The organism is Planococcus sp. A6, assembly GCF_028823615.1.
Lineage (GTDB): Bacteria > Bacillota > Bacilli > Bacillales_A > Planococcaceae > Planococcus.
In genome coordinates this window covers 36,903-60,010 of sequence record NZ_JAPEHT010000002.1, presented here as the reverse complement: position 1 = coordinate 60,010, position 23,108 = coordinate 36,903, and the positions used below count along the sequence as shown (strand labels likewise).

Genomic DNA, 23,108 nt, shown 5'->3' with positions numbered 1-23,108 from the left:
TGAGTGGATTTCTTAAGGTTAGAACAGATAGCTGTGTTTTAAAACCGCTGGATCGGAGAATTAATAAAGTAAACTATTTTTAACGATTGAATGCAGTCGACATCAAACGGCGGGAGGCTCAACTAATGAAACAAGTTTTATTCATCCATAGCGCCGGCCCACAAGGTGAGCAAGAAGGCAGTTCGGGGCTGCTGCAGTATTTGAAGCAACAATTAGACGCCGAATTCCAGGTAATTGCACCAAAAATGCCTCACCCTGAAGACCCGCATTACTTACCTTGGAAACACGTATTAAAAAAAGAAATCGAATCATTGAACGATGGCGCAATTGTGGTAACCCACTCACTCGGAGGTTCTGTTTTGTTTAAATTTTTATCAGAACAAGCTCCTCGAAAGTCATTTGCTAAAATCATCGCTGTCGCAGCACCGTATTGGGAAATCAATTCGCAATGGGCAGTCGAAGAGTTTTTACTGGAAGAGAATTTTGGTTCTCATATTGATCCCTTACCGGAAGTCGTTCTTTTCCATAGCGCTGGAGACCCCATTGTCCCTTTCAGCCATTCACAAAAATACTCAGAGAAACTGTCGAATGCGACATTGAGAAAACTTCCCGGAATTGATCACCTGTTCCCAAATGGGATAAGCGGACTTGTCTCGGAAATCAGAAAAACAGAGAGTAGAGACTAATAATTTATAAAAAAAGCTACCGGAGAATTCCCGGTAGCCTTAACAGCTTGCCGCTCATTGAGCGGCAAGTTTTTTGTATAGCTGGATCAATTGCATTTTTTCTTCTTCCGTAAGCGCCGACTCCCCAATCCGTTCGACCGCCAACTCCAGCTTTTCTTCCACTGATTTACGGACGCGCGGATGGGTCAGTTCGTCGTTCAGTTCCACGCGTATGCTTGTCTCCAACTCGTCTTGCGTCATGATGCGCTGGACGCCTTTCCGGTCCGGCCATAGCCGTTTATATGCCTCGATCATGGCATTGACAGCTCCTCAAGGTTTTCACCGATCAGCACAATCTGGTTGCGCAGCTTCATGTATTCTGGCAGCCACTGCACCATGCCGTAAGCGTATTGGAAAGAATGCGGATAGCTATGGCCTGAGAGCGTAAGATAGCCTTTGATGCGGTAGACCGTATCCGGCAAATTGCGCAGCCATTCCTCAAATGCTTCGCGCTCGATTGGCTCATCAAATGACACGATCTTCGTCTGCAAATTCAATTTTGACACCGGTGCTTGTTCGACCGGCCCGCGCTGTGCAGGGCTCACAGATTCAAGCAATTTTAGCGGCACTTTGGCATGGACCGTCTGGACGATTCGTGCCGTCGGATTGATTTGCTGAATCTCAAAAATGGCTTGGCTTTGTTCCGATTCGCTCAGCAAATCCGTTTTATTCGCCAATAATAGATCTGCGTGGCGGATTTGCTCGATGAACAGCGAGCGGATTTGCGGAGACAATTGCTGGCGCTCTAAAAAGCGTTTGCTGTCCGCCACGGTAACAATGCCGCGGAAGTTCAAGCGCTCCGCAAACAAAGGCGAGAAAATCGCGTCGAGTGCTTCGACGGGATGTGCCGCGCCTGTCGTTTCGATCAATAATACATCAAATTCAGACTCCGCCAGCAAAGTCTGGATCTGCGCTTCCGATTTTTCCGAGCCGCTGCAGCAAATGCAGCCATCCAGGATTTCTTTAAGCGGCACCCCGTCCCCGACTTCTTCCGAATCGAAATTCATCGTTCCGAGTTCATTCATGAACACTGCCGGCTTTAAGCCTTTTTCTTTAAATTCCATAATCATCTTTTTTAGCAAGGTCGTTTTCCCGCTGCCGAGAAACCCGCTGAACAAATACACATCAACCATCAACTCACCCTTTCTCTCATTATGCAAGAAAAGGCCCGCCGGAAGCGGGCCTTTTCAACAAACTTATTCTTCTGTGTCGACTTCTTCATCCGCCGGTTCTTCCGTTGCTAAGCCAGCCTGCTCCATCAGGATATCTGTTGCTTCCTGGAGCTGAGGATCTTCCGTATTGATCTTTTCGCGCAATTGGTCCATGACCGCATACGTCGTGTCTTCGGTCAATACACCGTCTCCTTCAAGATCGTTCGCTTCCTGGAACTCGATAACTGCCTGCTCCATCTCTTCTTCGAACACGCCGTCGATTTCGCCGACTTCATAACCGAGTGCATCCAGCATTTTTTCTGCCGTCTGTACTTGTTCGGATATGCTGCCATCTTTTAATTCGACTGACGGGTCAAGGAAAGGCAAGGATGCATATTCTGGATATGGAACCACTTCATCCGGCTCGATGCCTTCTTCGTGGATCCAATTGCCATCCGGAGTCAACCATTTGGCGGTTGTGAACTTCAAGTTCGAACCATCCGAAAGGTCATTCGCTGTTTGAACGGTCCCTTTCCCGAAGGTTTTCTCTCCGACCAAAGTAACATCCGCGGATTCGCTCATCGCTCCTGCCAAAATCTCAGAAGCCGATGCACTGCCTCCATCGATCAATAATGTGACCGGGATATCCAATTTATCGCCGCCTGTAGCCAAATACACTTCCGGCTCTTCGCCTTTTGCCTGCACTTCGAACATTTCCTTGCCTTCTTCAATGAACAAGTTCGAAATATCGAGTGCTGTATTCAACAAGCCGCCTGGATTCTGACGCACATCAAGGACTGCTGCTTCCATGCCTTGTTCTTCCATTTCAGCGATCGCTTTCTGCAGTTCATCATATGTGTTTTCAGAGAAACTGGTGATATTGATGTGGGCGACTTGGTCATTGACCATTTCCGCATACACCGTTTCGATCGGAATCTCACCACGAACAATCGTAATTTCGATCGGATCCGCATTCTCGCCGCGCTGGATCGTCAAGGTCACTTCGGTTCCTTTTTCACCGCGAATCAACATGACCGCTTCAGTCGTAGAAAAACCTTGAATGCTTTCTCCATCAACTTCCAATATCTGGTCATTCGGCAAGACGCCTGCTTTTTCTGCCGGTGAATTTTTGATCGGCGAAACAACCGTCACATAACCGTTGCGCTCTTGGACTTCTGCTCCGATTCCTTCAAAGCTGGAGGAAATGCCTTCCATGAACTGGGCAGCTTCTTTTTCATCCATATAATCGGAATACGGGTCGCCAAGTGCATCCACCATGCCATTGATGGCCCCATTGATTAATTCTTCCTGTTCCACTTCCTCGAAGTACTCCTGCTCAATCTGGTCATAAGCCGAATATAACTTCTGGAATTCCTGGCGCTCAGGGCTGTTCACTTCCACTGCTTTATCTTCTCCGAAAGTTAAAGCGAAAACGGTGATGCCCGCAGTCGCGATAATCAAGAAGAAGACGAGCATAATGAAATAGAAGGTTTTCATTCGAATAAAATGCGGCTTCGGTTCCTCTGCCGCCTGCGCTTCGGGTTGTTGTTCTTCGCCCGGTCGCTTTTCGTCCATATGTTTCACCACTTTCTTCATTCACCTGACAGCAAGTTTCAAACACTCTTCCGAAACTTGGCGGGGTTAAAAGAAAAAGACTGCCTCGACAGTCTTTTTTCCTGTTAGTCTTGGATCGCTGCGTCCAATGCCACAACAATCATATCGTTGAAAGTTGTTTGGCGTTCTTCTGCAGATGTTACTTCACCAGTCAATAGATGGTCGCTGACTGTTAGAATCGATAGCGCTTTGCGGCCGAATTTCGCTGCTAGCGTGTACAATGCGGAAGATTCCATTTCCAGGCCTAGAATTCCGTATTGCGCCCATTTTTCGTGCTCTGCGTGTTCGTTGTAGAAGACGTCTTCTGTGAATACGTTCCCGACGCGCAAGTTCAAGCCTTTTTCCTGCCCGGCTGCATAAGCTTTTTGCAGAAGGTCGAAGTTGGCGATCGGTGCATACGTGATGCCGTTGAAGATGATGTCGTTCATTTTCGAATCCGTCGAAGCTGCCTGTGCAAGAATGACATCGCGCACTTTGACATCTTTGTGGATCGAACCGCACGTGCCGACGCGGATCAATTTCTGCACGTCGTATTCTTGCATCAATTCCGTCACATAGATCGAGATCGACGGGACACCCATGCCCGTTCCTTGAACGGAAATGCGTTTGCCTTTGTATGTACCCGTATAGCCGAACATATTGCGGACTTCGTTATACAATGTTACGTCTTCAAGGAATGTTTCCGCGATGTACTTCGCGCGTAGCGGATCTCCAGGAAGCAGGATTGTATCGGCGATATCGCCTTTTTTAGCATTAATGTGGACACTCATCATAAAACCTCACTTTATTTTAGTCGATTTAATCATACTGTTTTTTTTAGCTAAGTGCAATGAAGAGCCTCAACCTGCCTCGTATTCTTCCCACATGCGGTCGAATGTGGAAGCTTGGAGAACGGGATGCGCCTTTTCTTCGACGTATTGCGAAATCTCCTGGAAATCCGTACTCGTTTTCGGAAAGCTGTGGTCCAAAAACATCGCCTCGGCAAATTGGGAATATTCATCCTGTACAAGCTTGCCGCGGTATTTCAATGCAAATTGATAAAACGAGCGATTCACGAGAGGCCCCTCCTTTCAGCAAAAAGCCCGGACCGGAGTCCAGGCTGCCTTTTTATTCAAATAGCTGCAAATACTCGCTATAGCCCTGTTGTTCCAATTGATCTTTCGGAACGAAACGCAATGCTGCGGAGTTGATGCAGTAACGCAAGCCCCCAAGTTCAGATGGCCCGTCCGGGAATAAATGGCCGAGATGCGAATCGGCTGAAGCAGAACGCACTTCAGTCCGTCTCATGCCGTGGCTCGTATCGAAGCTTTCTTTGACTTCTTCGCCTTCGATCGGCTTGGCAAAACTCGGCCAGCCGCAATGTGCGTCGAATTTGTCTTTCGAGCTGAACAAGGGTTTGCCCGAGACGATGTCGACATAGATGCCTTCTTCGAAATGCTGGTCGAATTCGCCTTGGAACGGCGGTTCAGTACCGTTTTCCTGCGTGACGTGGTATTGCATCGGCGTCAATTTCGCTTTCAAATCGTCTTTCATTTCGATTCCCCCCAATGGTTTTGGATAAATGCCTTGCGACCGGATCCTGTCGCATAGCGGTTATAATGCGTTGGGTTTTTCTCGTAATAATCTTGGTGATACGTTTCGGCTGGATAAAATTCCTTCGCCGGTAAAATATCCGTTGCGATCGGTTTAGTGAACTTACCCGACTGCTCCAATTGCTGTTTGGATTTTTCAGCAGCGATCCGCTGTTCTTCCGTATGGTAATAAATGGCGGTTTTGTAAGAATCGCCGCGGTCGAAAAACTGGCCGCCTGCATCGGTCGGGTCGATCTGGGACCAATACACTTCTAGCAGTTGCTCATAAGGGTAAAGCTCCGGCTGGAACGTGATTTCAACAGCTTCCCGGTGGCCGGTCAAGTTTGTGCAGACTTGCTCATAGGTCGGATTCGGCAAATCGCCGCCTGTATAGCCACTGACGACAGCTTCGATGCCTTCGAGCGAATCAAAAGGCTGTACCATGCACCAAAAACAGCCGCCGGCAAATGTCGCTTTTTCAGTCTTCATTTTACTCCTCCTCACATTATGGCTGAATCGTTACTAAAAGACGGATGTCGTCTTCTTCAAGATCGAACGATGTTGCGCGTACTGAAACGCCGCCGTTGATGGGAATTTCGGTGAGATTCAACACGACTTCCTCTTCTTTCGGCAGTACTTCCATAAATTCTGGAAGATCCACGGAGTCTCGAAGCAATTTTAACGCTGATTCCGGTGGTATGTCGAGCCGTCCGACTTCGACCGAACGCTGTTCCAACAGCAAATTGCCATCCGGCAGCACGACCGGGTCGAATGTCAACAAGATCGGCAAGGTCACCCCAAAGACCGTCAACTCGGTCGACAAGCTGACATTATCGGTCACCGACAGGCGCAAAGGCATCGGCTGGCCTTCCATCGCATCAGCGATATAGGTATTCGCAATGCCTTCAAAATCGGCTTTGGTCGTATTGACGACGACGGTATTGCCTTCTGGCGGCGGGCTGCTTTCCGCTTGGTAGGTCTTAAAATTATCGGATGGTGTTGTAATGAACAGGAAAAATCCAATGACGGCAATAAGGTTCAACACCAATAGCACGAAAAAGGCAAAACGCCATTTCTTCATCTTTCCACCTCCTATCCTTGGAAGCTGATTCCGCATTGCTCCATTCTTTCCGATACCCGCTCAGCCATCAGGTCATAGCCTTTGCTGTTCGGATGGAAGAAATCGGTATGATATACCAAATTCTCGTTGCCGACGAATAAATCGCTGACAGGGACGAAACAGGCATGCGGATCGTCTTCCACTGTTTCTTGCATGACTCCATTATAGGAGGCGATGATTTGATCGAATTCCTCCACTTCATCCGTCACCAGAGAAAACGGATTGTACAGGCCGACGACGATGAGCGGCGCAGATGGATTTAACGAGCGGATGGATGTGTAGATGGTCTCGAAGCGGTTCTGGTAAAGAATTAACTCTTCGGTGAATGCATCGATATTCAGCGAAAACAAATCCCGTTTCACGATGCGCATGACGTCGTTGCCGCCGATCGTCATGAAAATGTAATCCGAAGCGAGCAACGGTCCGGACAGCTTGCCTTGCTGGAACAGTGCCAATAATTGGTCGCTTCTTCTGCCGCGCTTCGCCGTGTTTTCAAGGGCGATGCCTTCCACCCCCGGCCATTCCGCCATTTCTAGCGCCAGACGGCCGGCATAGCCCCCGCGGTTCTCCGTATCGCCCACGCCTTGTGACAAAGAATCGCCAAGGGCCGTGATGATGACAGTTTGCGGGATGAAGTTCGGCGGGACGGTGTAAGGGGTGAATTCCACCGGCAAGCGCGGCGCCGCTTCTTCTTTACCGAAATTGAACGTTGAAGCACATCCCGCAAGCACAATCGATAAAGCGATGACAATATACAGGATGCGTTTCACGTCCGTCTCTCCTTTATGATTCTTTTAATTTACTCCGTGTAATACATGAACCCGATGGCGCCAATCCCCGTATGCGTGGAAATGACCGGAGTCGTGAAATCATATCGTACGGCGGTAAAGCCGGTTTCTTTGATTTTTTCGCGCAGCGGCTCGGCCATCGACTGGCCATTTGCCTGGGCGATTCCGACACCTTTGACCACTTTGCCTTTTGTGCGTTCAGCGAAATCTTTCACCAAATAATCCACCACTTGCTTATGGCTGCGCATTTTGGCGACAGGGGTGTATTCGCCGTCGTCAAGGGAAGCAATCGGCTTGATTTTCAAGAACGATCCGATCATCGCACGGCCTTTGCCGATGCGCCCTCCTTTGACTAAATTATCGAGCGTATCGACTACGACATACAGTTTCGTATTGCGCCGCACCTGCTCTACGCGTTCGACGATTTCCTGGACGGTTTTGCCTTGCTTTGCCATAGTGGCAGCTTCGAATACCTGGAACGTCAGGGCATGGGAAATATAACGGGAATCGATGACGGTGACATCGGAATCCGTCAATTCCGCAGCGGTGCGCGCCGATTCCACGGTACCGCTCATGCCCCCGGTCATATGGATGGAAATGATTTGGCTTCCGTCCTTGCCGAGTTCGTCATAGAGCTCTTTGAAAACGCCTGGAGCCGGCTGGGAGCTCTTCGGGAATTCATCTGAATTCTTCATCAGTTCAAGAAAAGCTTCCGGTTCCAAATCGACACGGTCCAGATAGGTCTTGCCCCCGATCTGGATCGATAACGGAACGACGTGTAGCCCGTATGCTTCTATTTCTTCTGCTTTCAAATCAGCAGTCGAATCCGTTACAATGTGAATTTTCGACATTCGATCACTTCCATTTCATCTACTTATAGGGTGTTAACGGGATTAGCTTTTCACACAAACGATTTACTGAACATCAGCCAGCGCTTGTTCAATGCGGCTTCTGACCAATTGCGCCGCTTTCACGCCCGCAGCGTCCAGCTCTTGCGGAGTTAAGGGTTCAAGCACTTGAACCCTTACACGGGCCGGACGGATTTGGTTATTGTTGTTTTCCATTATGCGCGATGTGCCTTCGATGGCGATCGGCACAACCGGTACGCCAGCTTCTTTCGCGATGCGCATGAATCCTGCTTTAAACTCCTTGAGCCCTTGCCCTTTGCTTCTCGTGCCTTCCGGGAAAATCAAAATGGAATGGCCTTCGTGAAGCTTTCCGATGGTATCGGTGATGGACTTGAATGCGCTGCGGCGGTCGGTACGGTCTAGGAATACGCAATTCATCTCTTCCATATAAGTTGGGATGATCGGGAATTTCCTCACTTCTTCTTTGGAAATAAAGCCAAACGGTTTCGGGATCGACGACAACAGCACCGGAATGTCGAAATTACCTTCGTGGTTGCTGACAAACAACACGGGCCCTTCCGGTAAATAATCGAGCCCGCTCACTTCGACCTGGCTGCCCGTCCGCTTCATGATGCCTGACGCCCATTTCTGGGGTTCGCTATGGATCAGCTTGCTGTATTCCTCTTGGCTCATGCCCGCTTTACGCTTTTTGAATTTCGCCAAATTGGTGGCAGCAATCGGTAAATAGCCGAATAGATAGGAAAATGTTCGGGCGGACTTAATCACCTGATTCTCCCCCTGCGCTTCGTTCGTACACCAAATACGAATACGGGATGCCGTTCGAGTGTTGGCGTTCAGACTCCGATACTAACTTCCATTCCCTTCCGTATTCAGGAAAAAACGTGTCTCCTTCGAAAGCTTGGTGAACCAGTGTAATATACAACCTATCGGCGATCGGCAAGGCTTCACGGAAAATCTGCTCGCCGCCGATAATCATTACTTCGTCGTGCTGCTCTCTGGCCAATTCGATGGCATCTTCCAGGTTATGGGTGATGTCTGCGCCTTGTGCTGTGTATTCCGTGTTGCGCGTCACGATGATATTGCGTCGCTTTGGCAAAGGCCGGCCAATCGACTCGAAGGTATTGCGCCCCATTACCATGCCTTTTCCCAAGGTGTGTTTTTTAAAATAGGCCAAATCTTCCGGAATATGCCACGGCAATTGATTGTCCTTGCCGATTACGTGATCCGGGTCGTGCGCCACCATTAATGAAATCATAAGTTCTCCTCCTTGGCCGTTATACAGCAACAGGCGCTTTGATCCGCGGATGCGGGTCATAGCCCTCGATTTGAATGTCTTCCATGCTCATGTCGAACATCGATTTGCCTTCTGTCAATTTCAAAGATGGCAAGGCTTTGGGTTCTCTGCCCAATTGCTCCTGCACTTGCTCTAAATGGTTCACATACAGATGCGTATCGCCAGTCGTGTGGATGAACTCCCCAGGCTCGAGCCCGCATTCCTTGGCGACCAGATGCGTCAAAAGTGCGTAGGATGCGATATTGAACGGCACGCCGAGAAAGACGTCTGCGCTTCTTTGGTATAGCTGGCATGATAATTTGCCGTCTGCCACGTAAAACTGGAACATGATGTGGCAAGGCGGAAGCGCCATATCATCGATGAATTCCGGATTCCAAGCCGTTACCAAATGGCGGCGCGAGTCCGGGTTGTTCTTGATCGATTCGACGACATTTTTCAGCTGGTCGATCTGGCTGCCGTCAGTCGCCGCCCACGATCGCCATTGCTTGCCGTAAACCGGCCCCAAATCACCGTATTTTTTCGCAAACTCGTCATCAGCCAGCACTTTTTCCTGGAACAGCGTCATTTGCTGTTTGTACAGTTCCGCAAATTTCGGATCGCGCTGTGCCCGCCGGCCGAAATCACTCATGTCCGGCCCGTCGTATTCATCGCTCTCGACCCACTGGGCAAATGCCCACTCGTCCCAAATGTGGTTATTATCCTTCAATAAAGTCTGGACATTCGTATCGCCTTTGATGAACCAGAGAAGTTCAGAGACGATCAGCCGGAACGCCGTTTTCTTGGTGGTCATGAGCGGGAAGCCCTCTGCCAGGTCAAAACGCATCTGATGGCCGAATACGCTCAGCGTCCCGGTTCCCGTGCGGTCTTCTTTTTTGGCTCCTTGCTCCAGAATATGTTCACACAACGCTAAATATTGTTTCATGCAATTCCCTCCATTATTAGTAACATCATAACAAAAACAACTCGAATAAGAAAAACTTTAAGAATACCATGTTTTCAGAAAAAATGAGGGCATTAAAAAAAACCGTTATGATGATAACGGTTTCAAGAAAGCCATTTAGGCGGGGTGTCTTTGGACCAGTAGATGTCCCCGATGCTGATGTGGCGCTGGTACTGATCGCTTGCTAAATGGTAATGGAAATTGAATGAATAGCCTTCGAGCGGCTTTTTCTCTGTACGCACATGGAAACGGATTTCATCTTGCCCGCTGTCTTTGTCATAAACGTGGAAAATTTTCTCTGCGTGGTCGCCGGACGGTTTTTCGGAAATCGCCAAATTACGCAATCTGTCTTTGCCGTATGCAGCCAGTTCCGTGTCGATGACGTCCTGGATCGTCGGCAAAATGCGCGTACGGAATTCCGAGTCGATTACGGGTCCGATGCGCGATCCGAATTTCATATAGGACTGTTCTTCTGCTGCTTGGCGGAAATCGGCCAAAATCGAATCGGTCGTCACATAATATTCTTCCGGGTCTATCCATTCTATCGTATATTGTTTCGTTTGCCCTTGGCTTGCATGCGTTTTTGGGCTATCCTCTTCATCGAGCAAGGACTCCCAAATCATATGGTTTGGCGTAATGGCTCCTAGCGTCAGAACCGTTACAGCAACCATCAAGGACTTCTGCCACCAACTCTTCACTAAACATCACCCTCAATTTTGAACATTTTGTCAAGATAGTTATAGTAATAAACGATTTTTAAGTGGAAAGGTTTCATCTTGTTCCATTTCATTGTACAATAAAGCGAGTAAGTACGCCTTGTTTTTTTCAAAAAGGAGGAATTTTCATGGACGCGTCATTATTGATTGGATTGGGTCTATTGTTTATGCTTGTGTATTTGACTTCGCTATCCTTTACAGACTAAAAAAATCTCCCGCTTTGGGAGATTTTTTTATGATATCGAGAAACTCATGGGCACGTATTTTTCGAAGCTTATCGCTCGCTTTCCGTGGGCTCGCGTCCAAGCCTCCTCAGCCGCTATGCGTCTTGCGGGGTCTAGGCCGTCTCACTAATCCACAGGAAAGATAAGGTCGACCTACGGGAGACATTATCTTTGCGAAAGTAATGCTCAGCATTATTGAGCAAAAGGGTTTACGAGCGAACGCTTCTTCAAATACTTAAATAGAACATTGATTTTTGAATGCGGAAAAGATAATCTTCGTTTAATTTATAATGGACTACAGACTTCTTCAACACTCTAAAAAAATCTCCCTTATTGGGAGATTTTTTATTAGCTCTTATTCATTTGTATGACGCCGAAATGGAATTTCGTATTCGGGCGCACGCGCCGATTGAAGCCGAACGTCTCAAAATCAGTCGAGCGGAAATGCGCTTTCAAGACGACGCTTTTTCTTGCAACGCGCTTCGCTTCCTCTACCCATTCCTCCGTCAATTGCCCGTGATCCGCGTTGTTCCGGAGCGGCGCAAAGTTCGACGCTTCGGCAATTTGTTCTGTGAACATTGGGTCCATGTAAACGACATCGAAGGAATCATCATCAAGGCCCTTCAAATAATCGACCGCATTTTGCGGGACGACTTGGATGCGCCTCATCGATTCGTGCAGCTTCGGCATGTCCTGATAATTTTTTAAGCCTTCACTGATGACATGAGCGATGACCGGGTCGCTTTCACAACCAACCACTCTTCCCCTATCCCCAACGACAAGCGAAGCAATGAGCGCATCACTCGCCATGCCGAGCGTGCAATCCAGATAGGCGTCGCCCGGCTCGAGTCCTGACACTTCAACGAGCGGATCGTTTTCTAACGGCCGCTTCGAGCGAAATGCCGCTGAATTGGGATGAAAAAAGAAACGGCTCGCTTTGTCCGACTGGATAAAGCTCGAGCCGTTCTTTTTTGCAGACAATGACGTCCGCAGCTAGTTCTTCGTGCAGTTTGTAGATCGGCCGCTTATTGCGCTCGACTGCCTGCAGGCCAAGGAACTGTGCGGTCTCTTGTGCACGGCGCTTGGTCACTTCAGTCGGCCGGTAAGCGGTCGTGACGATCGTCTTCACTGCGCTGCTTCCTCGATCGCTTGTTTCACGGCATCACGCACTTGTTCCATTTCAAAGCCTTCGATTTCTTCGCGCGGAATGAAATGTGCAAGCTGCCCGTCTTTTACAACGGCAATCGAAGGAGACGATGGCGGCACTTCCTCGAAATACTGGCGCATCTGCGCTGTCGCTTCCTTGTCTTGTCCAGCAAATACTGTTACCAAATGGTCCGGTTTGTGCTCAGCCAATTCCACCGCTTCACGTACAGCTGGGCGTGCAAGCCCTGCGGCACATCCACAGATCGAGTTGATGATTACAAGACTTACTCCTTGTGAATTGCTCATATGTTCGTTGACGTCTTCTGCAGTCGTCAATTCCGTAAATCCGGATTCCGTTAATTCTTTGCGCATTGGGACGACAATGCCTTTCATGTACTCATCGTATGCTTGCATGGTTTCGCCTACTTTCATATATTAGTGTTCTCGCTTGTTTTAAAGGGGTTACTCACTTTTTACTATAACGCAGTTTCACCGACTTTCATATCTTGCCGTTTGAAATGTGATTTTTTTGTTAGTATTTCAGGATTTGGTTTCTTCTATTATATGACTGTCTACATACCCCATTTTATCATTAGCTAATGATAAATAAAGTTTTCGTGCATCTTTCCAAAGGATGCACAAACTAATCCATTAACCTCACAGAAGTAATCTCATCCACAGATAATCTTTTGGTTGATAAAGAATCATCATAAACAATAGTACGCGTGTGAATGTCCATACTAATAATCATGCCGGTGTAATAGTGAAGTTGATTATCCTTCCAAACTTGAATTTCTGCTTGGCAAGTTCGCACAATCGCAATTTCGATATTCTCTTGAAGCGCATGCAAATCAAATTCATCCAGTTCGGGTTTCGGGACACGGTTATCTTCTTCCTTCCACTCCCTGAGCATTCGAATGTGTTCCGGCAGCATGAGGGCCGTCCACTTCAATGCTCCTCTATCCTGGACGTCTCCTACCATTTTACGATCTCTGTTTATACTCACTTCCATCACTCCTTATAAGAACATTCGTTCTTAATATACCATGCCACTTGAGTAAAATAACCTATAAAATGAAAAATAACTGTATCAAAAGTACTTGATATTGATATACTATCTTTATAACATGCAAAGGGGATAGTTTGATGGACGTTACATTTAGGGAGTGGCTTTACCAATTTAAAAACGATGACTTTCGAGTGGGCACTCTTTCCAGGTACGCGTACTGCGGTGCAGATTTTCCTGATACAAGAGAGTTCGACAAAGTATACCATTACTTAAAATTTACAGCTGGCGCCGGTCCCGAGTTGATCGCAGGTTTTAAATTCGCTTACGACACCTATAGACATTCTACTAACGTTTACATTTATCTCGAAAAATAAAAAAAAGCCCCGCAAGTGAGGACTCCAATCTCACCGCGGGGCTTTTGCGTAATAATATAGCGTTACTTCATTCTTATTCTATTCTTATTTCAGTTTAGCTGTCACATTTTTGGCTGTATCGCTGCGCGTCTTGCCGGATAGATCAATGAGGTTGTCACCTTTGATTTTCCCTTTGCCACCACCGGCGATATAGATTTCTTTGGCAACTTGACGCTTCTCGGCATCTTTACGAAAAAACACACCGCATCCAAGTTGAAATGCCAAAAGTGTCGCCGCGCCTGCATCTGCTGTCCCGTTGATTACTACCGCTGTTTGTTCCATGTCTTCTTCCTCCTTTTGTGCTGGTTTACTAACCACTGGTTTTGCCTGTGGCTTCTTCTCAAGCTCGGTCCATGTAGCTGCCCCGATAATTCCATCTACTACTAGCCCTTTTGCTTCCTGGAAAGCTTTTGTCTTCTTATCTGTGTCTTTTCCGAAGATGCTGTCGACATCTGTCTCAAACTCGTGTCTACCGAGTGCAATCTGAGCATACTTCACTTCGGCTCCGCGGCTGCCAATTTTCACGACTTCTCGGCCATCAGGAAGCACGACGGAATCGAGTGCTGTATCGAGTGCTTTCTTGCCGAAGAACTCCAGGGCAATGTTCGCGTGGATCTTCATGAGCACTTTTTGAACCTTTGGATTGAGCAAGTATTTCTCCAAATCCGAGCGCGTTGTGAAGAAAAAGCTTTCCGTAAGAACAGCCGGCATCTCCGAGTATTTGAGCATATAAAAAGACGACCAACCGATCGCCTGTGATGCGTATGTGCCCCCGGACCAAGTTGGCAATCCGTTTGCTTTAATGTGCTTAGCGAAGATGTCTGCCGCCTTTCTACCAGCTGCACTATTGTACCAATAGAACGCCGCCGCGCCCGTCGCTGTCCGGCTGGCTGAGGCATTGCTATGGACATCAATCATTAGATCGGCGCCGTGCGCATTCGCATAGTCAACACGTTGCTTTAATGTCATTCGGCGTTTGTCTTGCTGAGGGAAAAGGACTGTGAATCCTTCTTTGCGAAGTAAATCTACAGCGCCCTTAGCAATGATGAAGTTCGTGTCGAATTCTTCGTAAACGCCATCTGCTTCTAAATTGGTCCGAACTCCTTTGCCCCCGGTTTTTTCCCATGTATCGTGGTCGTGTCCTGCAAAGAATATGATTTTCGGCATTATTACTCCCCCTCTTTCTTCTTCGCTTTTTGAAGCTCTTCATCTACTTTGCTACCGGCCATTTCTTCTTTCAATTGGCTGCCCAGCGAACCGTTTTCTCCTGGCTGCATCACCTTCAACTTCTCGGCAAGCTCTTTCGGTACCAGTACGCCGATCTCTGCTAGGTTCTCTGTAATCGACAACACTTCATTTGCGATGTAGAAAATAACAGTCGCGTACGTGATCGCCCCGTTCAGACCCAAAATCTGATCGATGATATTGGCGACAATGATTACACCAAAAATAAGAATCTTCCGAGCGTAGCCGAACAAGCTCTTTCTCGACCACAAATTTCCGTTTTTTATCGCTTTGAAGATTCCCGTTAGGATGTCAAATGCCATCAGCACCATCAGAAAATCCAAAAACTTGACCTGTCCAAATAAATACATACGCGCTACTTCCAAATGTTCCAAATCAGCACCTCCGAGATTTAATAACAACAAATTGTCCATTATGATCTTCCTTTCGATTTTAAAAATGGACCCCCTAATTCATTTCTATCTGTTTTTCGTATATAAAAAGAGCGCCCTCAATGGACGCTCTTGTAATTTATGCGTATCGTCTATTTTTTATTCATCTTCATATAAATGGGGGTATCCTTTTTTCCAGTCCTTTAGAAACAAGTCTTCAAAAAAAATCTCAGAGTCTACGTGATTTTTTACGATTTCGAGAACTTTATACTTCACTTCTTCTTCATCCTCAATGCCCCAAAAATGATGAGTGAATTCTTCTATAAAGCATGTTAAGAGATTGTAATCAGTCCATTCCTTGTCTCTCCAAGGTTGTATGCTGAAAACAGCGTAAGTTGCAAGACTCCCCATTGAAAAGTCATCTTCCACACAATAAGATCCTTTTTCCGTCAATAAGATAATCAGGTTTCTTAATTCTTTTTTTGTTAATTTATCACATACTATTTGTTTTGATACCGCATTTAAAGAAGCATGCATTATTTTTGCTTCTCTCTCATTTAATGCATACGTAGCTACAATTTGTATTTTACTTTTCAAATTTCCTGGTATGCCAGGGCCTATGCTGTCAATGCTTTTGAGTATTTTTGCCAATAGAATACACTCCCCTTTAATACAGTGTATTCTATTTCGCTAAATTATTTAACCTTTTCTGAATTTCCTTTATTCCCCTTAATTTGCAGGATGCAGTTATTACCATTCATAAATTTAAGCTCCTTGTTATTTTTTTCGTTTAGTACCCCTTTTTTTGGTGTCAAAAAAATTCCTCCTCTTAGTGTTTTATATTTTTCTTTCGTTTTTTTTTTTTTGGCATTTAAAAAGATGCCCGCTGGTAACGGACACCCTTCTTTGCGGAGTATGCTGTTTTGTTTATCGCGCAGTTTGTTCCTAAGTTACTCTTTCTGTTCCGTACTTATAATATCCTCAGCCTGCTTATGGGTTATGGTAATTCCCACGTATGAATACACTTCTTGCACAGTGATTTCACCCATTACCCACTTATACAAGATTTCTCCGTATAGCAATAGGCACACCTCTCGCTTCTTAGATTAATAAGTCAGCAATGATAGGATAGTGGTCAGAGACAGAGGCGTCAGACACGACTTGGACATTACTAATTTGGATATTATCAGTCACTATAATATTGTCGAGTTTCTTACCTGTATCATGCGTGGCAAACTCCCCGTAGTAATCGTAATTTGCCATTTTGTATCCTGAATTCAAAAAACCTGTGTATTCAGAACCGGGTGCATTAGTTCCTCCGTCACCCAGTACGTTAAAATCGCCAGTGATTATTGCATATTCTTCATTCGCCAAAAGGTCTATTAATTCCTGCATTTGCGCTACCCTTACTTGATAGTCCACTGTGGTTAAATGCGTGTTAATTATGCACACAACTTTACCGTTCAGCCGGATATACGCTTTCTGATAATAGCGAGTGCCACCCGAATCATCGGTCGCTTGATTGACAAAGGAAGCTCTAAGAGTCGTATCAAACAATTCGTACTTAGAGAAGATTTTACTCCCTGAAGGCTTGTAACTGTAAAGCATGAACGGATATAGATAACCCATTAATTCGGTATCCGCAACAATGGTCTGATTGCGGTCAAAGTATTCCGTGTATTCCTGAGAACCGATGTAATCGCAACCCATACTTGCAAGATATCTTTTTGTGTCGATTAAGGCGGCAGGAATATCGTTTGTGGCGTTATCAAGTCCTCTACCCGTACCCTTGCTGAACAAACCTAGATTGAAGCTCGCAACCCGTAATTTTTTCGGTTCTTTTGATGCGACTGGCGACATTTTTATATCGGTCTCATTCAGGAAGTCCATCATATATTTCACGGACGTATTAGCCGGATCGGACAATTCCAGTTTGTGAAACTTTTCGGTGTCGTTAAAATGAATAATCTGAGTGCTGGATACATCAAATATCCGTTTCAATTGGTTTGCGCCGCTAAAAGTGGCTATCTGCAAATTACGGCTTCCGCTGATTTCAACAAGGATATTTCCTGTCACGCTAACCGGGATAAAGTCAGGTGTAACGATCATTGACCTGTCGTAAGCAATTGAACCGTTCACTCCATCAATCGAACCGTATGTCCAGTTCTCGAATAATGTTGGAAACAAGTCGATTGGCTTTTTGTTCAATGTTTTTCGCACATTCGTATTCACTAAGTCATCACTCTGGATAACTTCAAAGTTGAATGCCTTTGCTTCTTCCGGAAGGATAGCTGCACCATCAATCCGCTTTACAACAAAATCAATGTTCGACACATCGCTCCATTTGAGGATGGTGTCCACGGTAATGTAGGTAGCAGTTGAATAAATTGGAGCCAGTTCACTGCCCCTATACCCTCTCAACGTGACTTGATAATCTGTAAACCCATGCAGTTTGATATGCAGTGGTTTATTTTTATCAACAGGAATGGGAGTTGCTGACCTTAATCTGACGGTAGTAGCAGTTTTGGAACTCCCCGAAAAACTCCCTTGCTCCCAAACTGCCTGATAGAGAAGGTTGTCGGATACGGTTTTGTTCTGTAAGTAAGGGTTGAGTTTACTGTATTCCACAGATTTCTCTTGAGGTACGGAAAGAACGTTTATAGTTCCGTTTCCCGTTACGAGAGCAAGTGTTCTATCGGATAAATCTTCCGGGTCTTTTTTCCGTCTTGCCTCAGCCTCTGTTCCAGCCAACTGCGCCACAACTTTTTGATTAAAAGTACGCAAGTTTATCTCGTCCATCCGAGCATCTTTTACTTCCGTGTCCTCTGTGAACGCACCGATTCCTTCCTCAACGCGCTGCTTCAATTCATCGACTTGCGGCACAATAGCCAGCTCAAACTGCTGCTGTTTTTGTTCCTGCTCAGTGCGCAATTGTGCGACCGTCGTCATGCTTACACCGACATAATCCAAGTTATCAGCAGAAGGTTTGATGGTAAGTTCCGATGCGTAATCATCCGTTGGGAATTTCGTTCTATACTCTTGATCGGCTGCGTCGGTGACTGTAAACTCCAGCTGGAACTTCCCGTCATTTAGCACCTGCTTGATCGTAAAGAATATCTTTCCGTCTACAAAGCTTGCCGGCCCCTCATATATAACTCCCGTACTGCCATTAAATATAGAGCCTTCAATTTGCTTGTTCGTTAAATCGACTGATGCACCTGTATAATCACGGGGAATAAAACCGAGGGTCACATAGTCCCCTTGCTTAAAGATGTTCCCACCCTCCACCAGATCGAGACGCGTGTGTTTTTTCATGGCCATGCGGTTATTCCTCCCTTACTTCTGTTGTGATGCAGCCGTAATAATGTCTGCTTGTTCATGAGTGATCCATTTCGGAGCATAAGATCGAACTTTATTGGCATCAATGAGCCCCAATACATATTGTAGTGCTAGAAATTCCAACATTTATATCCCTCCCATTAGTGACATATCCATCAGCGATAAAATAGCTTTCTCGCTTGCTGCTTGCCTTTTTTTGAATTGCTCGAGCTCGTCATCTTCTGGCGCATCCCACTCGGCACCATCAAGCAGTTCAAAAAGACTTAAATTTTGCACATCCACAAATTTAAAAACGGTACCGGATCCAATATGACCCGTTACCGTTTCATCTGTTTTGCAGATTCTTTCTGCTGTATAGATTTCATCGAAGAGTTTCATTCGCTTCATTACGCGACCTCCTCATACGTGATTTCTAGCTTCACTGACACGCCCAATTTCGCATAAGCGCTGCCGCCAATTGCCATCCCTTTGTAGCTTCCACTTTCAAAGCCAGCAAAGAATTTAGAAGGCAATGAGATCCATTTGCTCTCTCCGACTGCAATGCCAACTGAATGCCAAGTAGATTGCATGCTGACATTCCCCGAAGGGCGAGAAGCGTTTGTGTGCGGTCTGAAGCTCACATTCACTTTTGCATTCACGCCGCCTGCTTTACGGGAGACGTATAAACGCATGGATTTAATCTTCTTGCCAGTCGGCAGCGCCCCAAAGAACCAAGCGCCGGTAAATGGACCGTAGCCGTAATAGGATCCCTGTGTAGCATAGCTACCATAGTACGAAGTGGCATCCCATTTATTTTCATCGGCTCGCCAAGTACCGCTGGCTGATGTCGATGAATTGAAAGTTTCTTTCGTTGTCTTGGTCACTGGCGCCGGTGCAGAAGGAGGCGTCGGGAAATTCCATGTGCCGGTCACTTGCCCGCCAGCAATTTCAGAAGTATTTCCAGCGCCTCCGGTAGGTGCTGTTCCTTGGCCAGAAACCATTCCTCCTCCAAATGCTTGAATGGCTGTTCCTGACACTTCGCCGGTATTATCCGACATGTAGGCATTGCCGCCATAAGAAGCGCGTACGGCCGTTACACAGTTGAAATATGAGCAATTATAAAGTTCAAAGAAAGCACCCGAGTTTACATTGACGCCAAAGCTTGTATCGCCGGCAGCACCATTTATTCGGCAATTGACCAATTTCCCTACCGAACCACGCGCAAAGAACCCCGCGTATGGATCCGTGGAGTTCAAATTCAAGTCTCGCCATTCAACGAAGATCGAGTTATTGGTGATTTCTGCTTTACCACTTACGGCGGCCCTTGTTGTATCAGCAGAATTTCGAATAATTAAAGTTCCTCTGCCTGTGAATCCGCTGATGAATACTTCCTCGTTGTACGTCTGGCCATAAGCCAGGCTTATTTCTGCTACCCCGTCAAACATGCGCGGAAGTCTTCTCAGAGCCTCGCTGACGGTTTGTAAGGGTGAACCCCAATCCAGACCGGTGTTTCCGTCTGACGGTTCAGCCACGCCGTTCATAGCTTCCGCTGCTACGTGCTGCACAAAGGGCGTGTCACCAAAATCAATGTATTCAACCTTGTTTGGAGCGTCCAAGTGACCAACCGTTAAATCTGGCATATCTCGTACATTCTCGTCTAGTTGTGCAATCGGTGCGCCGTCTTCGCCTAAAATCGTTAAGCTGCCGCTCTCCTCGCCTCCGAGAATGATACTGGAACCATACATGATGCCTACCATGTTCAAGTTACCTTCGCCATCAACGAAGAAGACCTTTTGGAAATCTTCGGCTGTAAATTTACGTGCTTGAACCGAAATCCCTTCAGTCGCATTTACTACGGAACGAACGAGCTCGTCCGTCCGATCAACAACGATGCCTTCTTCCTCTGACCAGGAAACGCCATTGTATTGTTTATTCAGTTCGATACCGCCAATTTCCCCTGCAGTTTTTGCTGATGCCGGCTTCCACGTTTGGCTACTCATATCCGGAACGTGAGGAATTTCCAACTTATCCGGTTCTTCCGGATTCGTTTGAAACCAAATAGCTTTTTGGATTGGTGGAGGCAATGGGCTGCGCAGTATTTTGGTGCCATAGCGAGCCTGAGCCTTTCTCGCATTTCGTAGCACTTCGTCTTCTTCCAGTTCAGTGATCTCGCCAATCGTATAGGTTTTCTGCAAGTCTTCGCGCCCTATTCTCTCTTTCACAAAAATGGCACGCGACTCCGCATACAATGGCGGTTCAAAGTTTTCATCTTTGATCCTTAAGGTGTCCCCTAATTGAACATCATCATCTTCTAAAACTGCAGCTTCTATTTCATATTCCACGACTGCATTGATTCGTTTCTTTAGCTCGGTTGTGCCCAGGCTGCGAAGTCGCTCTTCTGTCATTTCGGCGTCTGTGCTCTCTGGCTCGTAAAAATCCCAAATATGATTGTTGTTTCGATTCCATCTTTGGAAGGCTTCATCATCTGTCACTCGAATTTCAAGCAGAGAGCCATCTTCTCTTTCGGGCCCTCGACAAATCAATCCTGTAATAACATCTTTCGAGTGAAAGGTTCTGTCGATGGAAATTAAATTACTTCCAGCAACGATCTCTTTTCGCTTGTCTGCCCCTACCCGCTCTACCATGTCGATATATCTTCCGACGAACCGATTTCCCGAGACTTCGATTCTGAAGCGTAGTTCTCGGTCATAGTAATTTGCAATGCGCAATAAGAAGGCGTAGCCGCCGAGGTGCTGCTCGAATGTTTGTGTTTGAAAACTAGCATGATCCACAATACCCGATTGCCAATCGGTGTCGCTTGTCGCAATAGAGAGGCAATATTCTAAGGTAGCCCCAGTAAAGGTTTGAGGATAGATGATTTTCAATCCATCCAGTTCCATTTCCGATCCAGTCGCAACGATCTTCAATTTACGGCCGGTCCTTGTGGAAATCTGGTGGGCAATAAATTCCTGCCATACACCTGAGCTTCCCTGTGCGATTAAGCGGCATCGATCAGTCAGGTGCTGCGCCTCTTCACTATCCGCATAAGTTCCAAATTGAATAAAATTAACGCCATCCAAGCCATGATGGTGCTCATCCTCCCAATAATTGTCCGGAGTGATATAACCAAGTATTTCGTCTTGCTGTGGATGCATGATGTAAATCATAGATATCCCTCTTCCCATTCAGCAGTAGCTTGGAGACTCGTACCTGGCTCTATTTCAAAGAGGTTTTTTCCTGTTGGAATAGCAAAGAAGTTGCTTCCGAACGCTTTTAAGTCCGGCCGCAACTCCCCATTTAAACGAATCTTTTCTTTTTTGAAGTCGATTTCTATTTCATCGTCTGCTACCGCAATGACGTTGGTTTCTTCTAAGGTGATTGGATTGATTCGGAAGACTTCAAGATGGTTTATGCGCATTGTTGTAGGCTCCGTGCCACCACTCTGAGCTACATGAAGCTGTATCTGAGCCAAGTTCTGCACATACTTATTCTGAGTGTCTCTATGTGTAAAGGTAGCTCTAGCCGTGTGCGTCTTTGTGACAGGATCTACTAGCGCAGTATAGACAGTCCAGAGATTGCCGACTCTTGAAAACTCCATGATGCCTTCAAAGTCTCGCCACTCAATGCCTTTTTTCCCAGCATAATTTGCGAAGTATTTATAATCCGTACCGCCGCCCGCTCTCGCCTCAATGCTATTTCCGTATGAGCCACCGCCCGTCCGTTTCATTGCGAATTTCGCCATATCTTGTGATTGATCATCTCTTAGATAAAACTCCATTCTGCCACGAGCTGCCGAAGATGGATTCTTAAAAATGAATTTTGTTCTTACTTTAAAATCTGTAATCGGCGCTTGGGGAACAGTTATCTTAAGTGACGGTCCATGCCATCCTTCTACTTTTTCTCCATAATTGGATGCACCAAATGAATAGCCGTTTGTCTCCATCGCTCCGGATATAACGCCGCCGTCAACCTCTTGGCCGCTGGGGCTCCACCCCACCAAAGAATCGAGCGCGTCATTCAGTAGCCGTTCTTCTTTTGGTCTAATTACACTTCCAATAGGTGCCGGCTCTCCCAATTGAAAATAACGTTTGCTATCGAATAGCTGCAAGTGCGTTATGTCCTCAAGAACTTTGGCTCGGATAATCGGATAAACGGGAACGGTTCCGTTATTCGTAATTTCAAGCATCCCATTCTTAAATGGATCAGTTTGCGTTGGTCCGTGCTTATACGGATCCGGACAAACAATTTGCAGCGTGCCCTTGCCATTCTTCAACATCTCAGAAAAGTCTGGCGCACCCTCTATTTGAGCGTACAGCGTACGGTTCGGGTACTTGGTAAACTTCAAAGGCTTTGGGTCCTTATGGATTAGCCAACTGGCCATGTCCTCCAGGAACGCCTCTTTTTCTTCGAACGTCTTTGCATGAATAATGATAGGAAGGGGGAACCTTCGCATCTCTGTTTCCATCTGCGTTTGTTCCCCGCCTGGCCTTTCAGGTATCTCCATGTACTCTCGTCTAATAGGAGCCCAAGCCGGGAGAGACCAATCGCGAGCAATAGACAAATAATCTTTTCTAACATGATTGAATTCCATTGT

General features: G+C 46.5%; 26 protein-coding genes. 1 reads left to right on the top strand and 25 read right to left on the bottom strand.

What is annotated here, in order from left to right; all coding sequences use genetic code 11:
* Positions 1–125 precede the first annotated feature (125 nt).
* Entirely contained in the window at positions 126–686 is a 561-nt protein-coding gene (locus ON064_RS00785; protein WP_274623209.1) for an alpha/beta hydrolase, read from the top strand.
* 54 nt (positions 687–740) lie between these two features.
* On the opposite strand, the gene ON064_RS00780 is transcribed toward ON064_RS00785, so the two are convergent.
* The 25 genes from ON064_RS00780 to ON064_RS00665 form a co-directional block, all read right to left on the bottom strand.
* Positions 741–980 carry a hypothetical protein gene (locus ON064_RS00780; protein ID WP_274623208.1) on the bottom strand — a complete coding sequence of 80 codons (240 nt, stop codon included), beginning with the start codon at positions 978–980 and terminating at the stop codon, positions 741–743.
* Complete coding sequence (locus ON064_RS00775) at positions 977–1,858, bottom strand: CobW family GTP-binding protein (RefSeq protein WP_274623207.1); 882 nt, start codon at positions 1,856–1,858, stop codon at positions 977–979. Before ON064_RS00775 ends, ON064_RS00780 begins: the two co-directional genes overlap by 4 nt.
* A 63-nt stretch (positions 1,859–1,921) precedes the next feature.
* The gene (locus tag ON064_RS00770) at positions 1,922–3,451 is read right to left on the bottom strand and encodes a lmo1851 family serine protease (protein ID WP_274623206.1); all 1,530 of its coding nucleotides are present in this window, start codon (positions 3,449–3,451) and stop codon (positions 1,922–1,924) included.
* Positions 3,452–3,555: 104 nt separating this feature from the next.
* Positions 3,556–4,260, bottom strand: a complete 705-nt coding sequence (gene deoD / locus ON064_RS00765; RefSeq protein ID WP_121297508.1) for a purine-nucleoside phosphorylase — start codon at positions 4,258–4,260, stop codon at positions 3,556–3,558.
* Between the two features lie 69 nt (positions 4,261–4,329).
* Positions 4,330–4,545 (bottom strand): YozE family protein, encoded by a 216-nt coding sequence (locus ON064_RS00760; RefSeq protein ID WP_121297509.1) that lies wholly within the window; start codon positions 4,543–4,545, stop codon positions 4,330–4,332.
* Between the two features lie 52 nt (positions 4,546–4,597).
* A complete protein-coding gene (msrB, locus tag ON064_RS00755) occupies positions 4,598–5,023 on the bottom strand; it encodes a peptide-methionine (R)-S-oxide reductase MsrB (protein WP_274623205.1) in 426 nt (141 codons plus the stop codon).
* Complete coding sequence (msrA, locus tag ON064_RS00750) at positions 5,020–5,550, bottom strand: peptide-methionine (S)-S-oxide reductase MsrA (protein ID WP_274623204.1); 531 nt, start codon at positions 5,548–5,550, stop codon at positions 5,020–5,022. The genes msrB and msrA overlap by 4 nt, the downstream gene beginning before the upstream one ends.
* Before the next feature lie 16 nt (positions 5,551–5,566).
* A complete protein-coding gene (locus ON064_RS00745) occupies positions 5,567–6,142 on the bottom strand; it encodes a YpmS family protein (RefSeq protein WP_058380640.1) in 576 nt (191 codons plus the stop codon).
* Positions 6,143–6,153: 11 nt separating this feature from the next.
* The gene (locus ON064_RS00740; RefSeq protein ID WP_274623203.1) at positions 6,154–6,951 is read right to left on the bottom strand and encodes a GDSL-type esterase/lipase family protein; all 798 of its coding nucleotides are present in this window, start codon (positions 6,949–6,951) and stop codon (positions 6,154–6,156) included.
* Between the two features lie 29 nt (positions 6,952–6,980).
* On the bottom strand, positions 6,981–7,820 hold the full coding sequence (locus ON064_RS00735) for a DegV family protein (protein WP_274623202.1): 840 nt from the start codon (positions 7,818–7,820) through the stop codon (positions 6,981–6,983).
* 63 nt (positions 7,821–7,883) lie between these two features.
* Positions 7,884–8,603: a lysophospholipid acyltransferase family protein gene (locus ON064_RS00730; RefSeq protein ID WP_274623201.1), complete on the bottom strand. Its 720-nt coding sequence runs from the start codon at positions 8,601–8,603 to the stop codon at positions 7,884–7,886.
* Positions 8,596–9,093, bottom strand: coding sequence for a dihydrofolate reductase (locus ON064_RS00725; protein ID WP_274623200.1), 498 nt, complete (start codon positions 9,091–9,093; stop codon positions 8,596–8,598). Before ON064_RS00725 ends, ON064_RS00730 begins: the two co-directional genes overlap by 8 nt.
* A gap of 19 nt (positions 9,094–9,112) precedes the next feature.
* Positions 9,113–10,054 (bottom strand): thymidylate synthase, encoded by a 942-nt coding sequence (locus ON064_RS00720; protein ID WP_274623199.1) that lies wholly within the window; start codon positions 10,052–10,054, stop codon positions 9,113–9,115.
* A gap of 122 nt (positions 10,055–10,176) precedes the next feature.
* The gene (locus ON064_RS00715; RefSeq protein WP_274623198.1) at positions 10,177–10,770 is read right to left on the bottom strand and encodes a YpjP family protein; all 594 of its coding nucleotides are present in this window, start codon (positions 10,768–10,770) and stop codon (positions 10,177–10,179) included.
* 590 nt (positions 10,771–11,360) lie between these two features.
* Positions 11,361–11,870: a class I SAM-dependent methyltransferase gene (locus tag ON064_RS00710; RefSeq protein WP_342455302.1), complete on the bottom strand. Its 510-nt coding sequence runs from the start codon at positions 11,868–11,870 to the stop codon at positions 11,361–11,363.
* 1 nt (position 11,871) lies between these two features.
* Positions 11,872–12,141, bottom strand: a complete 270-nt coding sequence (locus tag ON064_RS18370) for a hypothetical protein (RefSeq protein ID WP_342455301.1) — start codon at positions 12,139–12,141, stop codon at positions 11,872–11,874.
* Positions 12,138–12,572, bottom strand: a complete 435-nt coding sequence (locus ON064_RS00705) for a BrxA/BrxB family bacilliredoxin (protein WP_058380632.1) — start codon at positions 12,570–12,572, stop codon at positions 12,138–12,140. The genes ON064_RS18370 and ON064_RS00705 overlap by 4 nt, the downstream gene beginning before the upstream one ends.
* A 229-nt stretch (positions 12,573–12,801) precedes the next feature.
* Entirely contained in the window at positions 12,802–13,164 is a 363-nt protein-coding gene (locus ON064_RS00700; RefSeq protein WP_274623197.1) for a YolD-like family protein, read from the bottom strand.
* A gap of 461 nt (positions 13,165–13,625) precedes the next feature.
* Entirely contained in the window at positions 13,626–14,747 is a 1,122-nt protein-coding gene (locus tag ON064_RS00695) for an N-acetylmuramoyl-L-alanine amidase (RefSeq protein WP_274623196.1), read from the bottom strand.
* A gap of 2 nt (positions 14,748–14,749) precedes the next feature.
* Positions 14,750–15,238, bottom strand: a complete 489-nt coding sequence (locus ON064_RS00690; RefSeq protein ID WP_274623195.1) for a phage holin family protein — start codon at positions 15,236–15,238, stop codon at positions 14,750–14,752.
* 117 nt (positions 15,239–15,355) lie between these two features.
* Entirely contained in the window at positions 15,356–15,847 is a 492-nt protein-coding gene (locus tag ON064_RS00685; RefSeq protein WP_274623194.1) for a hypothetical protein, read from the bottom strand.
* Positions 15,848–16,297: 450 nt separating this feature from the next.
* Positions 16,298–18,517, bottom strand: coding sequence for an endonuclease/exonuclease/phosphatase family protein (locus tag ON064_RS00680; RefSeq protein ID WP_274623193.1), 2,220 nt, complete (start codon positions 18,515–18,517; stop codon positions 16,298–16,300).
* A 144-nt stretch (positions 18,518–18,661) separates the two neighbouring features.
* Positions 18,662–18,922 carry a hypothetical protein gene (locus ON064_RS00675; protein ID WP_274623192.1) on the bottom strand — a complete coding sequence of 87 codons (261 nt, stop codon included), beginning with the start codon at positions 18,920–18,922 and terminating at the stop codon, positions 18,662–18,664.
* On the bottom strand, positions 18,922–21,681 hold the full coding sequence (locus ON064_RS00670) for a phage tail spike protein (protein ID WP_274623191.1): 2,760 nt from the start codon (positions 21,679–21,681) through the stop codon (positions 18,922–18,924). The genes ON064_RS00675 and ON064_RS00670 overlap by 1 nt, the downstream gene beginning before the upstream one ends.
* On the bottom strand, positions 21,678–23,105 hold the full coding sequence (locus tag ON064_RS00665; protein ID WP_274623219.1) for a distal tail protein Dit: 1,428 nt from the start codon (positions 23,103–23,105) through the stop codon (positions 21,678–21,680). Before ON064_RS00665 ends, ON064_RS00670 begins: the two co-directional genes overlap by 4 nt.
* Positions 23,106–23,108: the final 3 nt, after the last annotated feature.